The organism is Xanthobacter sp. ZOL 2024, from assembly GCF_052932325.1.
The window spans coordinates 155,129-171,921 of record NZ_CM128808.1; the positions used below are offsets into that span (position 1 = coordinate 155,129).

Sequence of the window (16,793 nt, forward strand, 5' to 3'; positions counted from 1 at the left end):
TTCAAGGGGATAGAACAATGAGCCAGATCCCGAATTTCGCCGCCATCGACTGGCGCGCCCCCGACCTCGCCCAGCCGTCCGCCGCCGCCGCGCCCTGGACCACGCCCGAGGGCATCGCGGTGAAGCCGATCTATGGCCCCGCCGACATCGCCGACCTTGGCTATATCGACACCTATCCCGGCATCGCCCCGTTCCTGCGTGGGCCCTATGCGGGCATGTATGCCACCCAGCCCTGGACGATCCGCCAATATGCCGGCTTCTCCACGGCCGAGGATTCCAACGCCTTCTACCGGCGCAACCTCGCCGCCGGCCAGAAGGGCCTTTCGGTGGCCTTCGACCTCGCCACCCACCGCGGCTACGACAGCGACCATCCGCGGGTGGCCGGCGACGTGGGCATGGCGGGCGTCGCCATCGATAGCATCTATGACATGCGCACCCTGTTTTCCGGCATCCCGCTGGATCAGATGAGCGTGTCCATGACCATGAACGGCGCGGTGCTGCCGGTTCTGGCGCTCTATGTGGTGGCGGCGGAAGAACAGGGCGTGCGGCACGACCAGCTTTCCGGAACCATTCAGAATGACATTCTGAAGGAGTTCATGGTCCGGAATACCTATATCTATCCGCCCGCGCCTTCCATGCGCATCATCTCCGATATCTTCGCTTATACGTCGAAGGAGATGCCGCGCTTCAACTCCATCTCCATCTCCGGCTACCATATGCAGGAAGCCGGTGCGACCCAGGACCTGGAATTGGCTTACACCCTGGCGGACGGCGTGGAATATGGCCGCGCCGGTGTCGCCGCCGGCCTCGGCATCGACAAGTTCGCGCCACGCCTCTCCTTCTTCTGGGCCATCGGCATGAACTTCTACATGGAGGTGGCCAAGCTGCGCGCCGCCCGCCTCCTGTGGACCAGGCTGATGACCGACCTCGGCGCCAAGAACCCGAAATCGCTGCCCCTGCGCACCCATTCGCAGACGTCCGGCTGGTCGCTCACCGCCCAGGATGTGTTCAACAATGTGATGCGCACCGCCATCGAAGCCATGGCGGCCACCCAGGGCCAGACCCAGTCGCTGCACACCAACGCGCTGGACGAGGCGCTGGCCCTGCCCACCGACTTCAGCGCCCGCATCGCCCGCAACACCCAGATCCTGCTGCAGCAGGAAAGCGGCACCACCCGGCAGATCGATCTGTGGGGCGGCTCCTTCTATGTGGAGAAGCTCACCTACGATCTCGCCGCCAAGGCCTGGGCGCACATCCAGGAAGTGGAAGAGCTGGGCGGCATGGCCAAGGCCATCGAGGCCGGCATTCCCAAGCTGCGCATTGAGGAAGCTGCCGCCACCACCCAGGCCCGCATCGACGGCGGCGCGCAGACCGTGGTGGGCGTGAACAAGTTCAAGCCCGAGAAAGATCGCATCATCGACGTGCTGAAGGTGGAGAACGCCACCGTCCGCGCCGCCCAGATCGACAAGCTCAAGCGCCTGCGCGCCGAGCGCAACCCGGCCGAGGTGGACGCCGCCCTGACCGCCTTGACCAATGGCGCGGCCGGCAACGGCAACCTCCTCGAGCTGGCCATCAATGCCGCCCGGGTGAAGGCCACCGTGGGCGAGATTTCCGATGCGCTGGAGAAGGTGTTCGGCCGCCACCGGGCGGAGATCCGGGCCATTTCCGGCGTCTACAAGCGGGAGGCCTTGGCCATGACCGACAAGGTGGGCAAGGTGCAGAAGCTGGTGGAGACCTTCGAGCAGCAGGAAGGCCGCCGGCCGCGCATCCTGGTGGCCAAGGTGGGCCAGGACGGCCATGACCGCGGCCAGAAGGTGATCGCCTCCGCCTTCGCCGATCTCGGCTTCGACGTGGATATCGGCCCGCTGTTCGCCACCCCGGAGGAAGCCGCCCGCCAGGCGGTGGAGAACGACGTGCACGTGGTGGGCATCTCGTCGCTGGCCGCCGGCCATCTCACCCTCGTGCCGGCGCTGAAGAAGGCGCTGGAAGCCGAAGGCCGGCCCGACATCATGGTGGTGGTGGGCGGCGTGGTGCCGCCGCAGGATTACGAGGCCCTCAAGGCGTTCGGCGCCGAGGCCATCTTCCCGCCCGGCACGGTGATCGCCGATGCGGCCACCGAGCTGCTCCACACTCTGTCCCACCGTCTCGGCCACACGCTGGAAGCGGCCGAGTGACAAGCGCTTTCCCCGGCGGCGCGCCCTCGCCTGCCGCCGGGAGCTGCCGTCTGGCGCCGATGGGCTCCACTTTGCGCATTCTGGAGCCGGCGCCCCACATCCTCGCCTTCTATGATGGGCGCGTGCCCGGCACCCGCCTGCACAGCGCCACTGAGAACTGGCTGGATGACGGCGCCTATGCCCTCGGCATCGCCTCCTACGCGGTGTGGGACGGCGAGGCGGCGCTGGTCTATGACACCCACATCTCGCTGACCCACGCCCATCTGATCCGCGCCAGCCTGGAGGCGCGCGGGGTGCGTCGCATCACCGTGGTGCTCAGCCACTGGCATGACGACCATGTGGCCGGCAACGCGGTGTTCGCCGATTGCGAGATCATCGCCACCGCCGCGACCGCCGCCTTGCTGGCCCGGCACCGCGTCCGGCTGGAGAGCGGCGACCCGCCCATCCGTCCGTTGGTATTGCCCACCCGCACGATCGACGGACCGGCGACCCTTGCCATCGGCGGCCTGAGCGTGACGCTCCACCCCATGGACATTCACAGCCGCGACGGCCTGGTGGCGCTGGTACCCGAGCGGGTGCTGCTGGCCGGTGACACGCTGGAAGATCCCATCACCTATGTGGACGAGCCGGACCGGCTGGCGGCGCACCTCGCCCATCTCGATGCGCTGGAGGCCCTCGGCGCCCGCCACATCCTGCCCAACCACGGCGCCGAGGTGGTCATCGCCACCGGCGGCTATGGCCCCGGCCTCATCGCCGCCACCCGCCTCTATCTGGCGCAGCTGCTGCGCCTGAAAGCCGAGCCGGCGCTGGCCACCCTCGACCTCCAAACCTTCGCCGCAGACGCCTTTGCCACCGGCGCCATTGGCGCCTTCGCGCCGTACGAGGCGGTGCACCGGCGCAATGTGGCGGCGGTGCTGGGGGCATAGCCGCGCCTAGGGAAAATGCCGGGCGGCATGCTTCACGGCGAGGATCTCGATCATCCGCCGCCTCTTCAGCACGCGGGAGAAGAGAGGGCCATCCGGGTACCGGACAAACCCAACCCCTCACCCGGCCTTGAACAGCCCCCGCTCGGCCTTAGCCGGCATCAGCAGGCTCTTCGCCTTGGCGACGATGGCGTCGGCGTCGAGATGGGCTTCGGCCAGCTGGCGGGCCTGGGTATCCTGGTCGATATAGAGGTCGGGCAGCACCATGGCGCGCACCTTCAAGGTGCCCTGGTCCAGCGCGCCTTCGTCGGTGAGGAGTTGCAGCACATGGCTGCCGAAGCCGCCGATGGAGCCTTCCTCGATGGTGATCAGGGCCCCATGGCCGGCAGCGAGACCCAGCACCAGCTCGCGATCCAGGGGCTTGGCGAAGCGGGCGTCGGCGACGCTCACCTGAATGCCCTGCTCCTCCAGCCGCTCCGCCGCCTTCACGGCATCGCCGAGGCGGGTGCCGAGGGAGAGCAAAGCCACGTCGCCAGTGCCGGTGCCGTGCACCAGGCGGCCCTTGCCGATGGGCAGTACCTCACCCGTGGCCGGTCGCTCCACGCCCACCCCTTCACCGCGGGGGAAGCGCACGGCGCTGGGGCCGGCGTCGTGGGCCACCATGGTGGCGATCATATGGGTCAGCTCCGCCTCGTCGGCGGGGGCCATCACGGTCATGCCCGGCAGGCAGGCGAGGAAGGCGATGTCGAAGGCGCCGGCGTGGGTCGCCCCATCCGCCCCCACCAGCCCGGCGCGATCGATGACGAAGCGCACCGGCAGCCCCTGCAGGGCCACATCATGCACCACCTGGTCATAGCCGCGCTGCAGGAAGGTGGAATAGATGGCGCAGAAGGGCTTGAAGCCCTCGGTGGCGAGCCCGGCCGCGAATGTCACCGCATGCTGCTCGGCGATGCCCACGTCGAAGGTGTGATCCGGGTGCACCTGGCCGAACATGTCGAGCCCGGTGCCAGACGGCATGGCGGCGGTGATGGCCACCACCTTGTCGTCACGCCGCGCCTCGGCGATCAGGCTCTCGGCGAACACCCGCGTATAGGCCGGGGCATTGGACTTGGCCTTCTGCTGGGTGCCGGTGAGCACGTCGAACTTCACCACGCCATGGTATTTGTCGGCGCTGGCCTCGGCGGGGGCGTAGCCCTTGCCCTTCTGGGTCACCACATGGACCAGGATGGGCCCATGCTTGGCATCCCGCACATTCTTCAACACCGGCAGCAGGTGGTCGAGATTGTGGCCGTCGATGGGGCCCACGTAATAGAAGCCCAACTCCTCGAACAGCGTGCCGCCGGTCCAGAAGCCGCGGGCGAACTCCTCGGCTCGCTGGGCGCCGCGCTCCACGAACTTGGGCAGGCGGCCGGCCAATTGCTTGCCGATCTCCCTGAGCGACAGATAGGTCTGCCCGGAGATGAGCCGCGCCAGATAGGCCGACATGGCCCCGGTGGGCGGGGCGATGGACATGTCGTTGTCGTTGAGGATCACGATGAGGCGCGAATCCATGGCGCCGGCATTGTTCATGGCCTCATAGGCCATGCCCGCCGACATGGCGCCGTCGCCGATCACCGCCACCACGTTGCGGTCTTCACCGGCGAGATCACGCGCCACCGCCATGCCGAGCCCGGCGGAAATGGAGGTGGAGGAATGGGCCGCGCCGAACGGGTCGTAGACGCTTTCCGAGCGCTTGGTGAAGCCGGAAAGCCCTCCGCCCTGGCGCAGGGTGCGGATGCGGTCCCGCCGGCCGGTGAGGATCTTGTGGGGATAGCATTGGTGGCCCACGTCCCAGATCAACCGATCATGGGGCGTATTGAAGACGTGGTGCAGCGCCACCGTGAGCTCCACCACGCCCAGCCCCGCGCCCAGATGCCCACCGGTGACGGAGACCGCATCGATGGTTTCCGCCCGCAGCTCGGCCGCAAGCTGAGCCAGCTTGTCCTGGGGCAGGCGCCGCACGTCGGCCGCATCAGTGATGGTATCGAGCAACGGGGTCTTCAAAGACGTCACGGAACCACTCCGCACCGGTCCGCGCCGGCGACACGCGAGGCTTACACAGGGAAATCGGATGGCGCAACGCACCACATTAACCATTCGACCTGCGTCTGGTCCGCTTCTTGCGCTGGGATGGGGCGGCTTCAAGGCGCCGGGGGGGCATCCGCAGCGCCGCGATCGGAGACCTGCGCGGACGGAACGGCATCGAACAGCCCGCGCAGCTTGCCGGCGCGCACCGCCACCCGGTGCGGATTGAGCAGCAGCGCCGCCAGCCCGCAGCCGGCCAAGAGCTTCAGCGCCGTCGCCGCGCGCGGGCGGGCGCGGCCATATTTGGCGCGCACGTAAAGCTCGGACTGCTGCTTGAAGCGATTGATGCGGAAGGTCTGGGAGAGGCTGGGGGTGGAGGAGCCGCCGCCGGCATGGATCACCCGCGCCGCCGGCACCACGATGATGGGCATATGCTGGGCCAGCGCCCGCCAGGAAAGGTCGTCATCTTCATGATAGAGGAAGATGCGCTCGTCGAACCCGCCCAGGCGGAAGAAGGCGGCTCGCGCCATCAGGAAGGCGGCGCCATGGATGAAGCGGGTGCAATAGTCGCCGGCGATCTCTTCGGCCGAAAGGCGGGCCGAACGGCGCACCTTCTCGAAGATGGTGCCCTCCTTGCGCATCAACCGGCCGTCCTCGCCGATGATGGCGGGCATCAGCACCGCGTTTTCCCCGTAGGCCGCGGCGGCTGCCAGCAGGCGCGCCACCGTATCCGGCGCCAAGGCGGCATCGGGATTGAGGAACAGCAGATAGGGCGTCGTCGCACGCCGGGCGCCCGCGTTGCAGGCGGTGCCGAAGCCGGTGTTGCGCGGCAAGGGAACGAGCTCCGCCGGTCGCGAGAGATGGGCCGCCCAGGCGGTGCCCTCCGGGCTCGCATTGTCCACCACCACCACGGCACACTCGGGCGGCACGCTGGCGATGGCGCGGCCAATCACGGCGCCGGAATTATAGGTCACGAACACCACGGTCACACGCGGCGCGGGTTCGGGAGAAAGGGTCGACAAGAGGCAGCCTCGGTTTGCGCGGGCGCGCCCTCGGCACGGGGGCGACAGGCTACGCCCGCGTCTCCCACACCTGTGCCGCAAGTGTCGACGCGGCGCCACCCCCCAGCGCGGCCAGGCTCTCGTCACACGCCACCAGCGCCAGCGCAGCGAGGACGTTCTGTGGTCCGATCACCGTCATGCAGGCGAAGGCGTGGGGACACTGCGCGTGGCTGGGCAGGCGGCAGGGCGCGCAGGCGGCGGCGGAATGCAGAACGACGGTGCGCGGGCCGGCCGGCGCCCACACGCGAATGTCGGCGAAACCGGAGAAGAGCACGACGGAGGGGATCCCCAGCGCCGCCGACAGATGCGCCATGCCGGAATCGACGCCGACGAAGGCACGCGCCCCCCGCAGCAGGTCCGGCACCTGCTCGAGGGTGGTCTGGCCGACGAGATCGCGGACCCGGTCCGAGCCCAGCTCCGCCGCCAGGGCCCGGGCTTCTGCCGCCTCATCCCCATGGCCGATCAGCACCAGATCAAGCTCCGTGCGTTCCAGCAACGCCCGGGCGAGCCCCAGCCATCCGGCGTGATGCCAGCGCTTGATCTGCAGGCGTGCGCCGGGCGCCAGCACCACATAGGCCGGGTCCAACGGCAGGCCGGCCCGCCCCAGGGGACCCTGATAGACGCCGCGTTCCCCGGCTGTGGCCAGGGCCTCCACCAGAACGATCATGCGCGTCTTGGCGTCGAGGGCGGCGGCGGCCGCCTGCGGTCGTGCCAGCGGGTAGATTTCCGGCACCGCAAAATCCAGCGGCAGCCGCTGGGGCCCGGCGTAGGCGACGCGCATCTGCGCATCGACGCCCCACAGCAGCACGCGGGCATCGTCGTCATAGCGAAAATCAATCACGAGATCATAAGCCGGCAGGCCCAGGGCCTTCAGCTCCTCCACATGCGTGGCGCCCGCATAGCCCGCGACCGGCCGCCGCTCGCCAAAGAAATCATAGACGTGGATGGTCTCGAACAGGCCCGTGGACGCGGCCAGATCCCGCAGGAAGGGCGCGCACAGGAGCGCGAGAGGCGAGGTGGGAAAGCACGCCTTGAGCCGCTGCAGGGCGGGCAAGACCGAGATGAAGTCGCCGATATGGTCGAGCTTGACCACCAGGATCGAGGGCGACGGCCCCAGGCTCTGCAGCTTCTGCCACGCCGCGGGCCAGATCTGCGGAACCGGTGTACCGAGCGGGGGAGGGCTTGTGCCCTTGGAACGAAGCGCGCTTTTGAAGCGGAAAAGATTTTTGAGCTTCACCCAGGCATCCCGCCGGCTGCATCACGCGCCTGACGCAAGGCTAGCCCGGGGCCCGAGCCCTCGCAAGCACGCGGCAACGGGAGATTGACGCAGAATTACGGTATTACCGCCACCGCATTTCGCGTTCAAAACGCGCGTGGAATCCATTAGAAGCGCCCGCATGCGGGACGGCTCAAGCGGACGCGCCATGCGTCGCCATGTGTTCTTTGTGGCGGGATACCATCCCATGACCACGCAGGAGCATTTCCGCGTGTTCGAGCGGGAATTGCGCCGCTTTGCCGGCGTGTGGTCGGTGGAGGCCCATTGCCAGCCGCCGCAGCCTACCCCCACCGGGGCAAGCTGGGAGCTGGCCGTCACCGGCGCCAACTGGCGCACCGAAACCACCTTCGAAGTTCTGGCGTGGGATGACCTCGCCCGCGCCGACATGGACCGTTCCGTCTGGTCGCACCTCAAAGGCCAGGCGCGGGCCGTGGTGGACATGATCACCTCCGGCACCCTCGCCCGCTATTTCCGCGCCAGCCGCCGCTACGGTCTGTTTTTCCTGTTCACCTATCTGCTGCTGGCCGCGATGTGGCTGGGCGCCGCCGCCATCGGCACCGCCGTCGCGGCGCTGGCGAGCCCGCCGCTCACCGGTGTGGGGTCGTGGCTCGCAGGCATCGGTGCGACCCTGATCGCCGGGCTGGCGCTGATGCGCTGGCCGGGGCGCAAGTTCCACCTCAAGCAATCCCTGGATCTTGCCGAGTTCTCGGTGGATTTCGCCCATGGCCGCCACCGGGAGGTGGATGAGCGGGTGCGCGCCTTCGCCCGCCGCATCGCCGCGGTGGCGCAGCACGGCGAGAAACAAGGCGACGTGGATGAGATCGTGCTCGCCGGCCACAGCCTCGGCGCCATGCACCTCATCAGCGCGCTGGCCCACATCCTGGATGCGGACCCGGCCTTCGGCACCCGTGTGCCGGTGCGGCTGCTGACATTGGGCAGCACCACCGCGAAGTTCGCCTTGCATCCGGCCGGCCTGCGGCTGCGGCAGGCGGCGGAAAAGGTGGCGCGGGCTCCGGCCATCGGCTGGCTGGAGATCCAGTCGCGTGACGATATGGTGAGCTTCTACAAGGTGAACCCGGTGACCCTCGGCCCTGCCGAGATCACCGACCACAACACCGCGCCGGGCGACTACGGCGCCCGCCCGCTGGTGCGCCACGCCGCCATCCGCGACATGATCAGCGCCGAGACCTACCGCCGCTTCCGTTTCGACGTGTTCCGGCTGCACTGCCAATGCTTCCTCGCCGGTGACAAGCGGGCCCACCACGATTTCTATGCCTATGTCTGCGGCCCGGTACCGTTCGATGCCCTGGCGGCGGAGACCGGCGGGCTCCTCGCCTTCGTGGACAGCCTCGGCCGGCTGGTGCGACATGCGGTGGACCTGCGCCGCCCCCTTTCTTCCAACCCTTGAGAGTGCAATGACCCTCATCGCCTTTTCCAAGATCGCCTGGGCGGTCGGCGTCGCGGCCTGGTACGTGCTGCGCATCCCGTTCGAGCGCAAGGCGCGGCGCATGAAGGTGACCAATGCGGCCCACCGCAACGCCCGGGACATGACGCTGCTCACCATCTCCACCCTGGGCCTTGGGGTGATTCCGGCCATCTATGCCCTCACCGGCGTGCCGCGCTTCGCCTCCTATCCCATCACTTTGGTGCAGGTGGTGGCGGGGGTGGTGGTGTTCATCGCCGCGCTGTGGCTGTTCTGGCGCACCCACCGGGCCATCGGCCGCTATTGGTCGGTCACGCTGGAGATCAAGGAGAAGCACGAGCTCGTCACCACCGGCGTCTATGCCCAGGTGCGGCACCCCATGTACTCCGCCTTCTTCATGTGGGCGCTGGCGCAGGCGCTGCTGTTGCCCAACTGGATCGCCGGCCCGGCGGGCCTGGTGGGCTTCGGCATCCTGTTCTTCTTCCGTGTGGGCCGCGAGGAACAGATGATGCGGGAAGCCTTCGGCGCCGAATATGACGCCTATGTCCGCCGCACCAAACGGATCATTCCCGGCATCTATTGAGAACAAAGCGCGGTCCGGGCGCCGCCCGCGATTCGGACCGCTTGTGTTCCCTTGTGCGAGAACACCCGCCGGCACGCCTGTGCCAGAATGGGACAGCGCAAGTCCCAAGAACAAAGCGCGTCTGGCGGGCCACAAGCGATTCGGACACCCTGTGTTCCCGCTTCAATCCGCGCGACGCCGGAAGGTGTCCCGATCCGGCACAGGCGCGAGGGGAAAGGCGGAACCGGGCGCTGGAAGCGATTCGCGCCCGGTCTGTTCCCGGTCCGGCCGCCGCGATCAGCCGGCCTGTCTCAAGATGGGACAGGCCGCGCATACCCACTCAACGGACCAGATGCAGAACAAGGCGCGCGCCGCGATTCGGACACGGCCTGTTCCCGGTCCCGTCCCACGGCGTCCCGAAACGGGACGCTCAGCGCTCCGGATCGAGGGGGGCGAGGCCGGCCGGCTGGCCTTCGGCATCGCGAGTGATGGTCTCCACCCGGGCCTCGGCCTGCTTGAGCAGCGCCTCGCAGCGGGCTTTCAGGGCCTCGCCGCGCTCATAGATGGCAATGGATTCCTCCAGCGGCACGTTGCCCTTCTCCAGGCTGGTCACGATGGTTTCCAGCTCCGCCAGGGCCTGCTCGAAGGAGAGCCCCGCCACATCGGCCGCTTTCGCGCCCTTGGCACCCTTCGCCGGCGCACCCGTTCCTGCCTCGCTCATGACCGTCTCCCGTGATTCCGTGGCGCCACCATAGCGGAGGCGCGGGCGCCCCTTGAAGTGCGAGGGGTGGCCCTCACCGCGCCCCTTTGCTAGAAGCGCGCCAATCAGATGGAAACTCGACCCATGTCCGCCGCGGCCCCCGCGCCCCTTTCCGCGCACGATCCCCGCATTCTCGAAGAGGCGCTCATCGCCCGCTTCGATGCGGCCGGATACACGCGCCTCGATCCGCCGATCCTCCAACCCGCCGACGTTTTCCTGGATCTCTCCGGAGAATCCATCCGGCGCCGCATGTTCCTGACGGCGGATGCGGAAGGCCACGAACTGTGTCTGAGGCCGGATCTCACCATTCCGGTGGCCCGCGCCGTTCTGGCCGATCAGGTGCCGATGCCGGCTGCGGTGAGCTATCTCGGCCCGGTGTTCCGCTTCCGCGGAGAGGGATCCGGCGAGTTCCGCCAGGCGGGTGTGGAATCCTTCGGCCGCGCCGACATCGAGGCGGCCGATGCGGAGATCCTCTCCCTCGGCCTCGACGTATGCGCCCTTTACGGGGTGGAACGGCCGGAGATCCGGCTCGGCGACGTGGGCCTGTTCGCCGCGCTTCTGGAGGCCCTGCCCCTCGCCCCCGCCCTGCGCCGGCGGCTCCTGAAGGATTTCGGCCAGGGCCGGCTCGACACCGAGATGCCCCGCGCCGCGCCGGCGCCCTCCCCGGCGGCGGCCCATTCCGGCGTGCTGGCAGCGCTGGCCGGCGGCGACCCGGCAGCCGCCAAGGCCCTCATCACCGATCTGTTGTCCATCGCCGGCATCACCACGGTGGGCGGGCGCTCGGTCTCGGAGATCGCCGCGCGCTTCCTGGAGCAGGCCTCCCTCGACGCCGGCGGCGGCCTGTCCGACGACACCGCGGCGATCCTGACGCGCTATCTGGCCATCCGCGGCCAGCCCGAGGTCGCCTCCGCGCAGATGCGCGCGCTGGCGACAGAGGCCGGCATCGACCTTGGTGGTGCCCTCGACCTGTTCGACCGGCGCACCGGTTTCCTCACCGCCCACAACGTGCATCTCGCCGACGTGGCCTTCTCCACCGCCTTCGGCCGGCCGCTCGATTATTACAGCGGCATGGTGTTCGAGCTGCACGCCCCTGGTGGCGGCGCGCCCGGCCCGCTGGTGGCGGGCGGGCGCTATGACCGGCTTTTGTCGCGCCTCGGCGCCGAAACCTGCGTGCCTGCCGTCGGCCTCGCCGCCTGGGTGGAGCGGCTCGCGACGGTGGATGGCTTCAACACCAGCGGGCTTTCCCGATGACCCCTGCAAACCCGCTCATCCTCGCCGTCCCCTCCAAGGGCCGCCTGCAGGAGAATGTGCACGCCTTCTTCGCCCGCGCCGGCATGGCGCTGACGCAAGCCCGCGGCGCCCGCGACTATCGCGGCGCCCTCCGCGGCGTGGAGAATGTGGAAGTCGCCTATCTCTCGGCCTCCGAGATCGCCGCCGCCCTCGCCTCCGGCGCCGCCCATCTGGGCGTGACCGGCGAAGATCTGGTGCGCGAGAACATCGTGGACGCCGACGCCCGGGTAGCGCTCCTGGAAAAGCTGGGCTTCGGCTATGCCAATGTGGTGGTGGCGGTGCCGCAGGCCTGGATCGACGTGCGCACCATGGACGATCTCGACGACGTAGCGAGCCATTTCCATGGCCGCACCGGCCGGCGCATCCGGGTGGCGACCAAATATGTGAACCTCACCCGCAGCTTCTTCGCTCGCTCCGGCATCGTCGATTACCGCATCGTCGAGAGCGCCGGCGCCACCGAGGGCACGCCGGCGGCCGGCAGCGCCGAGCTGATCGTCGACATCACCACCACCGGCGCGACCCTCGCCGCCAACGGCCTGAAAGTGGTGGATGACGGCATCATGCTGAAATCCGAGGCGAATCTCGTCGCCTCCCTGACCGCCGAATGGGATGCCGGCACGCGGGCCGCCGCCCGCGCCATGTTCGATCGGCTGGGCGCGGAGAAGCGCGCCCGCACCATGCGCGAGGTGCGCACCCGCTTCGCCAGCTGCGACATGTCGCTGGTGGATGAAGCGGTGGCGCAGTTCCACTGCGTGGCGCCGTTCGGCGGCCCGACCTCCTCCGGCATGCTGACGTTGCATTGCCCGCCCGACACCCTGCACGGCCTCGCCACCTTCTTGCGGGACCGCGGCGCGAGCATGGTGACGGTGGCGCCCATCGAATACGTGTTCGCTTCCGACAATCCCCTGTTCGAGGCGCTGGAAGCCCGGCTCGCCGGCGCCTGAGGCGGTTTGACACGAGGCGGTCGCCCGCAACCAGGTGCGCGGATGCGGCGTTAATGCCATGCTAAGGCTTTGCATTTTGCCGAGCATTGCCATGACATCGCATCCGTTTCCCTCCAGATCCTCCTGGCCGCGTCTCTTCGGTGCTTTTGCGGGCGGCGGAGGGATCGGCGCCCTGGGCGGGCTCATCGGGCTCGGCGGCGCCGAGTTCCGGCTGCCCCTGCTGATCGGCGCTTTCGGCTTCGATGCCCTGGCCGCGGTGATCCTCAACAAGGCCATGAGCCTCGTGGTGGTGGCCTCTGCTCTGCCATTCCGCATGGCCGCGGTGCCGCTGGATGCGCTTGTGGAGAATTGGGGGATCATCGCCAATCTGCTGGCGGGCAGCCTGCTGGGGGCGTGGCTGGGGGCGGGCTGGGCCACCAAGCTCGCATCCCGCACCCTGTTCCGGGTCATCGCGGCGCTGCTGGTGGTCATCGCAGTGGTGCTGGTGACCCTGCATGATCCCGATGGCAGCGCGGCGCCATTCAGCGGCATGACACTGGTGGTTGCGGGCATCGCCGCCGGCTTCATCATCGGCATCTTCGCGTCGCTGCTGGGGGTGGCCGGCGGCGAACTGCTGATCCCGACCCTGGTGCTGCTGTTCGGCGCCGACATCAAGCTCGCCGGCAGCCTGTCTCTCGCCATCAGCCTGCCCACCATGCTGGTGGGATTTGCCCGCTACAGCCAGGATCGTAGCTTCGCCGTGCTGGGTGAAAACAAGGCCTTCGTGGTTATGATGGCGCTCGGCTCCATCATCGGCGCCTTCATCGGCGGACGGCTGCTGGGGCTCGTGCCCTCCGCCCTCCTGCTGCCGGCCCTCGGCCTCATCCTCTTGCTCTCCGCCATCAAAGTCTGGCGACACGCCTGAGGCGCGGGCCGGCTTTCCACGGCCACGATCGCGTCCTAGTCTCTGCGCCGAAACAGCATCGCGGGTTGCGCCCCTGGCGCCTCACCCCACACCCGCCGATGCCTCCGGGAGCCTTGTCATGCGTGATGCCGAGCCGCAGCCCATTCGCCTTGCCGATTACCGCCCGCCCGAATGGCTCGTGGAGACCGTCAACCTGGATGTCGCGCTGCACCCCACCCAGACCCGCGTCACCGCCCGCCTCGCGCTCCGCCGCAACCCGGCGGGCACCGCCGATGCGCCGGTGGTGCTCGAAGGCGACGGTTTGACCCTGGTGCGGCTCGCCGTGGACGGCCAGGCGCTGGCCGGTTCCAGCTTTGAGGCGACGCCCGACCGCCTCACCCTTGCCCATCCGCCGGCCGACAACTTCACGTTGGAAGTGGAGACCCTGGTGGACCCCACCGCCAACACCCAGCTGATGGGGCTTTATCGCTCCTCCGGCAATTACTGCACCCAGTGCGAGCCGGAAGGCTTCCGCCGCATCACTTACTTTCCCGATCGGCCGGACGTGCTCGCCGTCTACACCACCCGTATCGAGGCGGAGAAGGACGAGGCGCCCATCCTGCTCTCCAACGGCAATCTGGAGAAGGCCGGCCCCATCCCCGGCACCAGCCGCCATTATGCCGTGTGGCATGATCCCTGGCCGAAGCCGTCCTATCTGTTCGCGCTGGTGGGGGGAAAGCTCGCCAAGGTCGCCGACCATTTCGTGACCGCCTCGGGGCGGCCGGTGGCGCTTGGCATCTATGTGGAGGAAGGCAAGCAGGACCGCGCCGGCTACGCAATGAATGCGCTGAAGCGCTCCATGCGCTGGGATGAGACCGCCTTCGGCCGCGAATACGATCTCGACGTGTTCAACATCGTCGCCGTGTCCGATTTCAACATGGGCGCCATGGAGAACAAGGGCCTCAACGTCTTCAACGACAAATACGTCCTGGCCAGCCCGCAGACCGCTACCGATGCCGATTACTCCGGCATCGAGGGGGTGATCGCCCACGAATACTTCCACAATTGGACCGGCGACCGCATCACCTGCCGCGACTGGTTCCAATTGTGCCTGAAGGAAGGCCTCACCGTCTTCCGCGATCAGGAATTCTCCTCCGACCAGCGCTCGCGCCCGGTGAAGCGCATCGCCGACGTGCGGGCGCTGAAGGCGGCCCAGTTCACCGAGGATTCAGGCCCCCTCGCCCATCCTGTGCGGCCGCAGACCTATCGCGAGATCAACAACTTCTACACCGCCACCGTCTATGAGAAGGGTGCCGAGGTGGTGCGGATGCTCAAAACCCTTCTGGGGGACGACGGCTTCCGCGCGGGCATGGACCTCTACTTCAAGCGCCACGATGGGGAAGCGGCCACCATCGAGGATTTCGTCGCCGCCTTCGCCGATGCCACCGGCCGCGACCTTTCCCAATTCGCCTTGTGGTACGAGCAATCGGGCACGCCGGTGCTCACGGTCAACGGCACCTATGACGCCGCCGCCGGCACCTACCGCCTGGACGTGGCCCAATCGGTGCCGCCCACCCCGGGCCAGACCGACAAGAAGCCCATGGTGATCCCGCTGGTGCTCGGCCTCGTGGGGCCGGACGGCAAGGACATGCCGCTGATGCTGGGCAATACGCCGGTGCCGCGCGGCGTGCTGGAGATCACCCAGCCGAAGCAGAGCTTTCTCTTCACCGGCATCGACGCGCAGCCCGTGCCCTCCCTCAATCGCGGCTTCTCGGCGCCGGTGAACGTGGTGAGCGAGCTGTCTGCGGCAGAGCGGGTGTTCCTCGCTGCCCACGACGCAGATCCCTTTAACCGCTTCGACGCCTTGCAGGGCCTCGCGCTGGGTCTGCTCAAGGAGAGCGCGCGCACCGGAGCCCCGGCAGCCCCCGAGGCGCTGATCGGCGCGGCCGAGCTGCTGCTGGCGGACCCGGCCCTCGATCCCGCCTTCAAGGCTCAGGCCCTGGCCCTGCCCGGCGAAGGCGAAGTCGCCCGCGAGCTCGCCACCGATGTGGACCCGGACGCCATCTATGCGGCGCGCAAGGCTCTCAAGGGCTCGGTGGGCGCAGCCCTCGCCAGTGGCTTCAAGGGCGCCTATGAGGCGCTCGCGACCAGCGGCGCGTTCACGCCCGATGCCGCGTCCGCCGGCCGCCGCGCCCTGCGCAATCTCGCCTTGGACTATCTGGCGGTGAAGGGCGACGACGCAGGCATCGCCCGCGCCAGCGCCCAGTTCGAGGCCGCCGACAACATGACCGACCGGCTCGCCGCCCTCGCGGTGCTCGCCCAGCATGACCGGCCGGAACGGGAACAGGCCCTGGCCGCCTTCTACGAGCGCTTCAAGGCCGATGCCCTGGTCATCGACAAGTGGTTCATCCTGCAGGCGCAGATCGCCGCCCCCGACACCCTGGAGCGGGTGCAGCGGCTGATGGAGCATCCCGCTTTCTCCCTCGGCAACCCCAACCGGGTGCGCTCGCTGATCGGCGCTTTTGCCGCCGGCAACCCCACCCAGTTCAACCGCGCCGACGGCGCCGGCCATGCCTTCGTGGCCGACGTGGTGCTGACGCTCGACCCGAAGAACCCGCAGGTGGCCTCGCGGCTGCTGTCGTCGTTCAAGACCTGGCGCCAGCTGGAGCCCATGCGCCGCGCCAGCGCCGAGGCCGCCCTGCGCCGGGTGGCCGGCACGCCGGGCCTGTCCGCCGACGTGTTCGACATCGCCACCCGCGCCCTCGGATGAGCGCTTCCGGCCTATGAAACGATGCGGCCGGCGCCTGCCGCCGGCCGCGCCATTGCTGCCAGAAACGGGATAACATTCCTCACAATCGCTGGATTATCCCGAACCTCCGCACGGCCTATCTCTCGGTCATCGAACGCGGCCAACCAACGCCGCACCATCGGGAGAAACACCATGCGTACCGTGACTTATACCGCTCTCGCCCTTGCCGCTTCCCTCTCGCTGGCCGGCATCGCCCGGGCCGACGACACCGTGACAAACGGCAATCTGGAAGCCCGCAAGGTCTCTGAGCAGTCCTGGATCGAAGCACAGCAGAACAAGGCCTCCGCCGCCCGCCTGGGCTACACCGCCCCGGCCAGCAGCCGCGTGCAGAATGTCGAAGGCATCTTCGAGCGCAGCGCCGCCAAGACCCGCGACCAGCAGTTCATGGAAGAAGGCGACCGCGGCCTCGGCACCAACTGATCCGCGGCCGGGCTCAACTGCCTGCCGCTCCATGACTCCATTTCCTTGACCCGATCGGGGCGCACGGTGAAAACCGTGCGCCCCGATCGGCGTTTACGAGCCGCGCCACGGCCTGCCCGTCTTCGCCTACCGCCGCCACGTTGAAGAAGACGTGATCACCGCAGCGTGCCAGCCGCTTCACCGCCGGCACGCCCGGCGCGGACA

The 16,793-nt window shown here is 68.4% G+C and carries 13 protein-coding genes; 9 read left to right on the forward strand and 4 right to left on the reverse strand.

Translation table 11 applies throughout. The features are described 5' to 3' along the window. Nucleotides 1-17 precede the first annotated feature (17 nt). Both scpA and ACU4E7_RS00700 read left to right on the forward strand, forming a co-directional pair. Nucleotides 18-2,174: a methylmalonyl-CoA mutase gene (gene scpA / locus ACU4E7_RS00695; protein ID WP_447020264.1), complete on the forward strand. Its 2,157-nt coding sequence runs from the start codon at nucleotides 18-20 to the stop codon at nucleotides 2,172-2,174. Then, complete coding sequence (locus tag ACU4E7_RS00700; RefSeq protein WP_447020265.1) at nucleotides 2,171-3,100, forward strand: MBL fold metallo-hydrolase; 930 nt, start codon at nucleotides 2,171-2,173, stop codon at nucleotides 3,098-3,100. The genes scpA and ACU4E7_RS00700 overlap by 4 nt, the downstream gene beginning before the upstream one ends. A 117-nt stretch (nucleotides 3,101-3,217) precedes the next feature. On the opposite strand, the gene dxs is transcribed toward ACU4E7_RS00700, so the two are convergent. The 3 genes from dxs to ACU4E7_RS00715 all read right to left on the reverse strand — a co-directional run bounded on the left by dxs (nucleotide 3,218) and on the right by ACU4E7_RS00715 (nucleotide 7,459). Further along, the gene (gene dxs / locus ACU4E7_RS00705) at nucleotides 3,218-5,149 is read right to left on the reverse strand and encodes a 1-deoxy-D-xylulose-5-phosphate synthase (protein WP_447020266.1); all 1,932 of its coding nucleotides are present in this window, start codon (nucleotides 5,147-5,149) and stop codon (nucleotides 3,218-3,220) included. Nucleotides 5,150-5,277: 128 nt separating this feature from the next. Next, nucleotides 5,278-6,183, reverse strand: a complete 906-nt coding sequence (locus tag ACU4E7_RS00710; RefSeq protein ID WP_447020267.1) for a glycosyltransferase family 2 protein — start codon at nucleotides 6,181-6,183, stop codon at nucleotides 5,278-5,280. Between the two features lie 49 nt (nucleotides 6,184-6,232). Next, a complete protein-coding gene (locus ACU4E7_RS00715; RefSeq protein ID WP_447020268.1) occupies nucleotides 6,233-7,459 on the reverse strand; it encodes a glycosyltransferase family 9 protein in 1,227 nt (408 codons plus the stop codon). A gap of 226 nt (nucleotides 7,460-7,685) precedes the next feature. Here ACU4E7_RS00715 and ACU4E7_RS00720 point away from each other — a divergent pair, with 226 nt between their 5' ends. Both ACU4E7_RS00720 and ACU4E7_RS00725 read left to right on the forward strand, forming a co-directional pair. Further along, nucleotides 7,686-8,906, forward strand: a complete 1,221-nt coding sequence (locus ACU4E7_RS00720; protein ID WP_447020269.1) for a hypothetical protein — start codon at nucleotides 7,686-7,688, stop codon at nucleotides 8,904-8,906. Nucleotides 8,907-8,913: 7 nt separating this feature from the next. Further along, nucleotides 8,914-9,504, forward strand: a complete 591-nt coding sequence (locus ACU4E7_RS00725; protein WP_447020270.1) for a protein-S-isoprenylcysteine O-methyltransferase — start codon at nucleotides 8,914-8,916, stop codon at nucleotides 9,502-9,504. 409 nt (nucleotides 9,505-9,913) lie between these two features. On the opposite strand, the gene ACU4E7_RS00730 is transcribed toward ACU4E7_RS00725, so the two are convergent. After that, entirely contained in the window at nucleotides 9,914-10,204 is a 291-nt protein-coding gene (locus tag ACU4E7_RS00730) for an exodeoxyribonuclease VII small subunit (protein WP_447020271.1), read from the reverse strand. A 123-nt stretch (nucleotides 10,205-10,327) separates the two neighbouring features. On the opposite strand from ACU4E7_RS00730, the gene ACU4E7_RS00735 reads away from it, so the two are divergent. The 5 genes from ACU4E7_RS00735 to ACU4E7_RS00755 all read left to right on the forward strand — a co-directional run bounded on the left by ACU4E7_RS00735 (nucleotide 10,328) and on the right by ACU4E7_RS00755 (nucleotide 16,589). Then, nucleotides 10,328-11,494 carry an ATP phosphoribosyltransferase regulatory subunit gene (locus ACU4E7_RS00735; RefSeq protein ID WP_447020272.1) on the forward strand — a complete coding sequence of 389 codons (1,167 nt, stop codon included), beginning with the start codon at nucleotides 10,328-10,330 and terminating at the stop codon, nucleotides 11,492-11,494. Continuing rightward, nucleotides 11,491-12,477: an ATP phosphoribosyltransferase gene (gene hisG / locus ACU4E7_RS00740; protein ID WP_447020273.1), complete on the forward strand. Its 987-nt coding sequence runs from the start codon at nucleotides 11,491-11,493 to the stop codon at nucleotides 12,475-12,477. Before ACU4E7_RS00735 ends, hisG begins: the two co-directional genes overlap by 4 nt. Nucleotides 12,478-12,568: 91 nt before the next feature. Beyond that, nucleotides 12,569-13,381 (forward strand): sulfite exporter TauE/SafE family protein, encoded by an 813-nt coding sequence (locus ACU4E7_RS00745; RefSeq protein WP_447020274.1) that lies wholly within the window; start codon nucleotides 12,569-12,571, stop codon nucleotides 13,379-13,381. A 118-nt stretch (nucleotides 13,382-13,499) separates the two neighbouring features. Then, nucleotides 13,500-16,130 carry an aminopeptidase N gene (pepN, locus tag ACU4E7_RS00750; RefSeq protein ID WP_447020275.1) on the forward strand — a complete coding sequence of 877 codons (2,631 nt, stop codon included), beginning with the start codon at nucleotides 13,500-13,502 and terminating at the stop codon, nucleotides 16,128-16,130. Nucleotides 16,131-16,301: 171 nt separating this feature from the next. After that, the gene (locus ACU4E7_RS00755; RefSeq protein ID WP_447020276.1) at nucleotides 16,302-16,589 is read left to right on the forward strand and encodes a hypothetical protein; all 288 of its coding nucleotides are present in this window, start codon (nucleotides 16,302-16,304) and stop codon (nucleotides 16,587-16,589) included. Nucleotides 16,590-16,793 lie beyond the last annotated feature (204 nt).